A 6,209-nucleotide genomic window follows, 5' to 3' on the forward strand; every position below is an offset into this window, starting at 1 on the left:
CAGGGGGACAGGCCCCTGCGCCTCGCGGCGGATTGCCGCGCGGCGCAGGGTTCGTGCTGCGGGGAGCTGCGTCCGGGAACGGGCGCTTACGCCGACTGGTATTGCTTGGGGCGCTTGGCCATCGCGGCCTGGATGATGGCCGTGCAGCGTTCGCGTTCCGCGCCGATCAGCGGCAGGCGAGGGCGGCGCACGTGTTCATTGCCAACACCGGCCAGGGTCTCGGCCAGCTTGATGTTCTGCACCAGCTTGGTCGACACGTCCAGGTGCAAGAGCGGCGTGAACCATTGGTAGAGCGCCAGCGCCTCTTGCCACTTGCCGGCCTTCATCAGGTCGTACAGCGCCACGGTTTCGCGCGGGAAGGCGGTGACCAGGCCGGCCAGCAGCCCGTCCGCGCCCAGCGCCAGGGCTTCGAACGACAGGTCGTCCACGCCGATGAACAGTTGGTAGCGCGTGCCTAACGCGTTGCGCAGGTCGGTCAGGCGGCGGATGTCGTCGCTGCTTTCCTTGATGGCGACCAGCCACGGGCAATCGGCCAGTTCGGCCATGTGCTCGGTCTTCAGGTCGACGCGGTAGGCGACCGGGTTGTTGTAGATCATGCAGGGCTTTTGCGCCGCTTCCGCCATGGTGCGGATGCTCTGCATTGCTTCGCGCGCATCGGCCACGTAGATCAGCGACGGCATCAGCATGAAGCCGTCCACGCCGAGGCCGACGGCGGCCTTGATGAAGCGCAGCGCTTCGCGGGTGCTGGTTTCCGACACGTTGGCCAGCACGGGGATGCGGCCGGCGCTGACTTCCACCGCGCAGCGCGTGACCTCAAGCTTTTCTTCCAGCGTCAGGGTGCTGGCTTCGCCCAGCGAGCCGCAGGTGACCAGGCCGTGGACCCCGTTGTCGATCAGGAAGCCGAAATGCTTGCGCATCGCTTCGAAGTCGAGGGTTTCGTCGGCATGGAACTTACTGGTTACGGCAGGAAATACGCCCTGCCAACGCACGTTACTCAACTGGCTTCTCCTCAAGATGCCGTCGCTTCAATGGCGGAGCGGCGAGCTGAAGCAAAGTCTAATATTCGTTAAATATATTTAATAGATATTTTTGTATGGGAGTTTCCCGAGATCGGGTTTTCCCGGCGGAGGGCGGTTCGCAGGCAAGAAAAAGTCCCGCGCGGGGCGGGACGTCGATGCGGCGCGGGGCCGGCCGTCAGCCGGTTTTGCGCTTGTAGGCTTGGGTCGCGTCCTGCATGAACGTCTTGACGGCGGCGTCGTACTGCGGACCGCTGCGGAAGGCGCCCGAGTGCGATGCGCCTTCGATTTTCACCAGGCGCTTCAGGTCCGGCGCCACGTTGCGCGCGGCGGCGAAGAGCTCGTCGCTCATGGTGTGCGGCACGACGCGGTCGGCGGTGCCGTGCATGAACAGCATCGGCGTGTGCATGCGGGCCAGCTTGTCCACCGAATCGAAAGGCTGCGTGACCAGCAGGCCCGCGCCCGGCACCTTGCCCCAGCGCAGGGTGCCCAGCATGGCGCCGATGCTGGTGAAGCTGGATTCCACGATCAGGCCCGCAAAATCCGGCTGTTCGGGGCGCGCGGCCAGGTCGATGGCGATGGCGCCACCCAGGCTGTGCCCGTACACGAACCGGCGCGCGGCGTCGGGCTGAAGCCTGGCCAGCTCTTTCAGGCCGGCCATCGCGTCTTCCAACGCGCTTTCCTCGGAAGGCAGGCGCGGCGTGGACGCGCCGAAGCCGCGGTAGTCGATGGCCAGGACGGAATAGCCCATGCGCGTCCAGCCGTCGATGCGGAAGGCGCTGCCATTCAGGTTCCAGCGCGCGCCATGCAGGTACAGCACCGTCGGCGCGCCCGCCTTGGGGCTTTGCCAATACCAGGCGCGGACCTTGTCGCCATTGGCCAGCGCCAGGTCGTAGACCTCGGTGCCGGCGGCGGGCTCGCGCCACCACGTCTGCGGTTCGGATTGGGGGGAAAAGATCGTCTGGCGTTGCCAGGAGTCCAGCTGTGAGCAGCCCACCACGCTGGCGGCGGCAAGCAGGGCGGCGACGAAAAGCCGGCGGGCGGAGAGTCGGGGCAAGACGGGCATGAAAGCTATGACCCTGTGGGGGCCGGTTGGGTTCCGGCATCAGGATACTCCGGGATGCGCCTCCCGCGTCAGGGCCAGCCACGCCTGGGCCGCATGCGACAGATAACCCCCGCGCCGCCACACCAGCACCATCTCCCAATCGGTGCCGGGGTCGCGCAGCGGCACGCGGCAAACGCCTGCGGGCAGGGGATCGTTGGCCTTCACGCGCGGCAGGAAGGCCACGCCCAACCCCGCCGCCACCAGCGCCACGATGAAATCGATCTGGCCGCTGCGCGCCGCGACGGCGGGGGTGAAGTTCGCCCGCTGGCACGCGTCGTGGATGATGCGGTTCAGGGCGAAGCCGGTTTCGAACAGGATGAATGGCGATTTGCGCAGATCGGCCAGTCCCACCGATTCGGCGTGCGCGAACGGGTGGTCGGCAGGTAACAACGCCATCAGCGGCTCACGCGCCACAGGTTGCCATTCCACATTGCCGGGAACGGGCTGCAGCGACGCCGCCAGCTCAATCTCGCCCGCCATCACCATTTCCTCCAGGCGGCGGCTGCCGTGCTCCACCAGGCTGATCTCGATCTGCGGGTAGCGGCTGCGAAAGCGCGCGAACATTGGCGCAAACAGCGAACTGCTGCCAAGCGGCGGCAAACCCAGCCGCAGCACGCCGCGCTTGAGTCCCTTCAGATCGTCCAGTTCGGCATACAGGTCGTCGCGTTCCGCCAACATCACCACGGCGCGCCGATAGACGATTTCGCCCGCTTCCGTCAGCCGGACGGGTTGCGCGTGGCGGTCCAGCAATGGCAGGCCAAGTTCGTCCTCCAGCTGGCGCACCGCCTTGCTGACGGTGGGTTGCGTGGCGTGGATGGTCTTGGCAGCCTGGGAAAAGCCGCCTTGGCGAACCACTTCCACCAGGGCGCGCAATGGGCGCAGGTCCATGGATATGCCTATATGGAATAAGTTGGATTCTTCGAATTCATTTTATCTATGGGCAGGGCAGGCGTAAAACATCAACTTGCCGCTGGAACTGCCCCATGTCTCGCCCATTTCCCCGTCCCGCCCGTGTCTTGCGCCTTGCGCTGCGTCGCAGCCGCGTGCTGCAAATCGCCTTGATCGTCCTGTTTGCCCTGCTGGGCCAAGCCTTGGCCAATGCCTTTGGCCTGCCGGTACCGGGCGGCGTCATCGGGATGGCGCTGGTGCTGGCGCTGCTGGCCACGCGGCGCCTGCGGGTGCGCAATGTGCACCGTGGCGCCAGTTGGCTGCTGACCGAGATGCTGTTGTTCTTCGTGCCTGCGGTCATGTCCTTGCTGGATCACCGCGAGTTCCTGGGGATGCTGGGCGTCAAGTTGCTGGTCGTCATCCTGCTGGGCACCGCGTTGGTCATGGCCGGCACCGCGCTGACCATCGACCTTTGCTATCGCTGGATGAACCGCCATGCCGTCTGAGTTCAACCTGTTGTTCTGGCCGGTGGCCACCGTCGCGGCCTACGCTTGCGCGCGGCTGTTCTATCGCCGCCATGCGTACTGGTGGGCGTCGACCCTGGTAGTGGCGCCCGCGCTGCTGTTGGGGTTGGCGATCGTCCTGCATACTGGCTACCGCGACTACATGTCCGGGTCGCATTGGCTCATGGCAATGCTGGGCCCGGTCATCGTGGCCTTCGCGCTGCCGCTTTATGAGCAGCGCGCCCTCATCTGGCGCTACTGGCCAGTGCTGGCGGCCGGGGTGGCGGTGGGCAGCCTGATCGCCGGCGTCAGCGCCTGGATGCTGGGCAGTCTGCTTGACCTGCCGCCCGACCTGCGGCTGAGCCTGCTGCCGCGTTCGGTCGCCACGCCCTTCGCCGTGGCAGTGTCGGCCCATGTGGGCGGCGTGCCGGACCTGACCGCGGTGTTCGTGATCGTGACGGGCGTGTTCGGCGCAGCCATCGGCCAACTGATGCGGCGCTGGCTGCCGCTGCGTTCAGCGTTGGCGCGGGGCGCGCTGTTCGGCATGGGCGCGCACGGCGCCGGAACGGCCAAGGCCCGCGAACTGGCGGCCGAGGAGGGCGCCGTCGCGGGCCTGGTGATGGTGATGGCCGGACTGTTCAACGTGCTGGTCACGCCCGCTGTCGTTGTCGGCTTGCTGGCCTGACGCGAAGGCGTCAGCGCAGCAGTTCCAGCGCCACCGGGTACAGGGACGCTACCAGAAGCAGCGCCATGCCCACATTGAACGCGCGGACCGCCCAGGGCTTGTGCAGCACCCGGCGCAGCGCGGTGCCGAACGTCACCCAGACGCCGATACTGGGCAGGTTGACGATGCCGCAGACCAGCGTGGCGATGATGAGGTTGGCGAAGAAGCCGTTCTGCGGCGTGTAGGTCGCCACCACGCCCACCGCCATCACCCACGCTTTCGGGTTGACCCATTGGAACGCCGCCGCTTGCAGGAAGGTAAACGGCTTGCCGCGGGCTTCGCCGTCTTCCATGCCACCGGAATTGGCAATCTTCCAGGCCAGGTAGAGCAGGTACGCGGCGCCGGCGTACTTCAGCACCGTGTACAGCTCGGGTACTTGCTGGAACACCGACCCCAGCCCGATGCCCACCAGGAAGATCATCAGCGTGAAGCCCAGGTTCACGCCCAGCAGATGCGGCATGCTGCGGCGAAAGCCGAAGTTCAGCCCCGACGACGCCAGCATGACGTTGTTGGGCCCCGGCGTGATCGAGCTGACCAGCGCAAAGAGCGCCAGCGGGCCTAGCAAGGAGGCGGAAGCCAGGGGGACGTCGGCCCAGTTGGTGGGAAGCAGATTCATTTTTTGGTCCTGACAATGGCACGGCGTCCGCCGGCGATAACGGCGATCACGGCAGCGGCGAACAAAAATGTCGACGGCTCCACGGATTCGCCAAAAAACAATGCCGCCGCCACGACCGTGAGGAACGGTTGCAGCAACTGCACTTGACCCACTCGGGCAATCCCGCCCACGGCCAGGCCGCGGTACCAGGCGAAGAATCCCAGGAACATCGAGCCGAACGCCAGATAGGCGCAGGCGGAAACCACGGTGGCGCCAGGCCACTGGGCTTGCGCGGCCATCCAGCCGACCGGCGCCAGCACCACCGGCGCGCTGATCGCCAACGCCCAGCATATCGTGCGCCAGCCGCCCAGCGTGCGCGCCGCGCGGGCGCCTTCGGCATAGCCCATGCCGCCCAGCACCACGGCCACTAGCAACCACAGGTCGCCCGTGGACAGCGTACCGTGGCCTTGGCGCAAGGCAAAGGTCGTGACCAGCGCGGCGCCCACCACTGCCCAGCCCCAGAACGAAGCCGACGGGCGTTCGCCGCTGCGCAGCGCCGCGAACGCGGCCGTCGACAACGGCAGCAAGCCGTTGAATACCGCGCCATGCGAAGACGACACGCTTTGCATCGCCAGGGTAGAGGCTAGCGGCCAACCCACGACGATGCCCAGCGCGGCCAGGATGACGCCGGGCCATTCCTGGCGGTTCGGCCGCCGGCTGCGTGTCAGCCACAGCAGGGCGATCGCCGGCACCGCGGCCACCAGCGCGCGTCCCAGGCCCACCAGCAGCGGCGCCAGTTCGGTAACCGCCAGCCGCGTCATCGGCAGTGTCAGGGAAAAAACCAGCACGCCCAGAAAGCCGTAGCCATAGCCCTCCCAGACGGAGGGGGGAGCGAGGGGCGCCGTCTGGGGGGACGGATAGAGCGTGGATCGGGTCATGACGGTTGCCAGGAAGTGCGGGGCGAAACGGGTGGGACGGGCGGGGGATGCCCGCAGTTGCGGGCTTTCCGTATTGCTGTCACTCTACGCATTGTTATCGGTACAGTACCGGTACACTTAGGCATATCACTTTAATCACTGGCCTGGTCGAATCCCCATGACAGTTGCTCCTGCTTCCGCGCCCTCCATGCCCTGGCTGCCCGTGCGCCAGGCCGATGCTTCCCTGGTGACGCAACTGGCCGACGGCCTGGCCCGCCGCATCGACGAGCAGGGGCTGCGGCCCGGCACCCGCCTGCCATCCATCCGCAAGATGGCCGAACAGTCGGGCGTCAGCCGCTTCACGGTCGTCGAGGCGTATGACCGGCTGGTGGCCCGTGGCCTGGTCCAATCGCGCCGCGGCGCGGGCTTCTTCGTCCGCGCGCGCAGCGGAGATCGGAAGA

8 protein-coding genes are annotated in these 6,209 nt (G+C 66.8%); 3 read left to right on the top strand and 5 right to left on the bottom strand.

The window, feature by feature from the left end; genetic code table 11:
- Window positions 1-86: 86 nt before the first annotated feature.
- The 3 genes from HG262_RS27405 to HG262_RS27415 all read right to left on the bottom strand — a co-directional run bounded on the left by HG262_RS27405 (window position 87) and on the right by HG262_RS27415 (window position 3,009).
- Complete coding sequence (locus HG262_RS27405; protein WP_169274010.1) at window positions 87-998, bottom strand: dihydrodipicolinate synthase family protein; 912 nt, start codon at window positions 996-998, stop codon at window positions 87-89.
- Window positions 999-1,194: 196 nt separating this feature from the next.
- Window positions 1,195-2,082 (bottom strand): alpha/beta fold hydrolase, encoded by an 888-nt coding sequence (locus HG262_RS27410; RefSeq protein ID WP_169274011.1) that lies wholly within the window; start codon window positions 2,080-2,082, stop codon window positions 1,195-1,197.
- A 39-nt stretch (window positions 2,083-2,121) separates the two neighbouring features.
- On the bottom strand, window positions 2,122-3,009 hold the full coding sequence (locus HG262_RS27415; RefSeq protein ID WP_169274012.1) for a LysR family transcriptional regulator: 888 nt from the start codon (window positions 3,007-3,009) through the stop codon (window positions 2,122-2,124).
- Window positions 3,010-3,104: 95 nt separating this feature from the next.
- Here HG262_RS27415 and HG262_RS27420 point away from each other — a divergent pair, with 95 nt between their 5' ends.
- On the top strand, window positions 3,105-3,515 hold the full coding sequence (locus tag HG262_RS27420; protein ID WP_169274013.1) for a CidA/LrgA family protein: 411 nt from the start codon (window positions 3,105-3,107) through the stop codon (window positions 3,513-3,515).
- Window positions 3,505-4,197: an LrgB family protein gene (locus HG262_RS27425; RefSeq protein WP_169274014.1), complete on the top strand. Its 693-nt coding sequence runs from the start codon at window positions 3,505-3,507 to the stop codon at window positions 4,195-4,197. Before HG262_RS27420 ends, HG262_RS27425 begins: the two co-directional genes overlap by 11 nt.
- Window positions 4,198-4,207: 10 nt before the next feature.
- Here HG262_RS27425 and HG262_RS27430 read toward each other — a convergent pair whose 3' ends face one another.
- Both HG262_RS27430 and HG262_RS27435 read right to left on the bottom strand, forming a co-directional pair.
- Entirely contained in the window at window positions 4,208-4,852 is a 645-nt protein-coding gene (locus tag HG262_RS27430; RefSeq protein ID WP_169274015.1) for a LysE family translocator, read from the bottom strand.
- On the bottom strand, window positions 4,849-5,769 hold the full coding sequence (locus HG262_RS27435) for a DMT family transporter (RefSeq protein WP_169274016.1): 921 nt from the start codon (window positions 5,767-5,769) through the stop codon (window positions 4,849-4,851). The genes HG262_RS27430 and HG262_RS27435 overlap by 4 nt, the downstream gene beginning before the upstream one ends.
- Before the next feature lie 202 nt (window positions 5,770-5,971).
- On the opposite strand from HG262_RS27435, the gene HG262_RS27440 reads away from it, so the two are divergent.
- Window positions 5,972-6,209, top strand: a 238-nt coding sequence (locus tag HG262_RS27440) for a winged helix-turn-helix domain-containing protein (protein ID WP_348984430.1), incomplete at its 3' end; no start/stop codon positions are given.

This window comes from Achromobacter sp. Bel (assembly GCF_012928505.1).
In the GTDB taxonomy this organism is placed as follows: Bacteria; Pseudomonadota; Gammaproteobacteria; order Burkholderiales; family Burkholderiaceae_B; genus Achromobacter.

What these genes read in the sequence shown, in the direction of transcription:
- HG262_RS27410 (WP_169274011.1), bottom strand. Translation starts at nt 2,082, where the DNA reads ATGCCCGTCTTGCCCCGACTCTCCGCCCGCCGGCTTTTCGTCGCCGCC.
- HG262_RS27415 (WP_169274012.1), bottom strand. Translation starts at nt 3,009, where the DNA reads ATGGACCTGCGCCCATTGCGCGCCCTGGTGGAAGTGGTTCGCCAAGGC.
- HG262_RS27420 (WP_169274013.1), top strand. Translation starts at nt 3,105, where the DNA reads ATGTCTCGCCCATTTCCCCGTCCCGCCCGTGTCTTGCGCCTTGCGCTG.
- HG262_RS27425 (WP_169274014.1), top strand. Translation starts at nt 3,505, where the DNA reads ATGCCGTCTGAGTTCAACCTGTTGTTCTGGCCGGTGGCCACCGTCGCG.
- HG262_RS27430 (WP_169274015.1), bottom strand. Translation starts at nt 4,852, where the DNA reads ATGAATCTGCTTCCCACCAACTGGGCCGACGTCCCCCTGGCTTCCGCC.
- HG262_RS27435 (WP_169274016.1), bottom strand. Translation starts at nt 5,769, where the DNA reads ATGACCCGATCCACGCTCTATCCGTCCCCCCAGACGGCGCCCCTCGCT.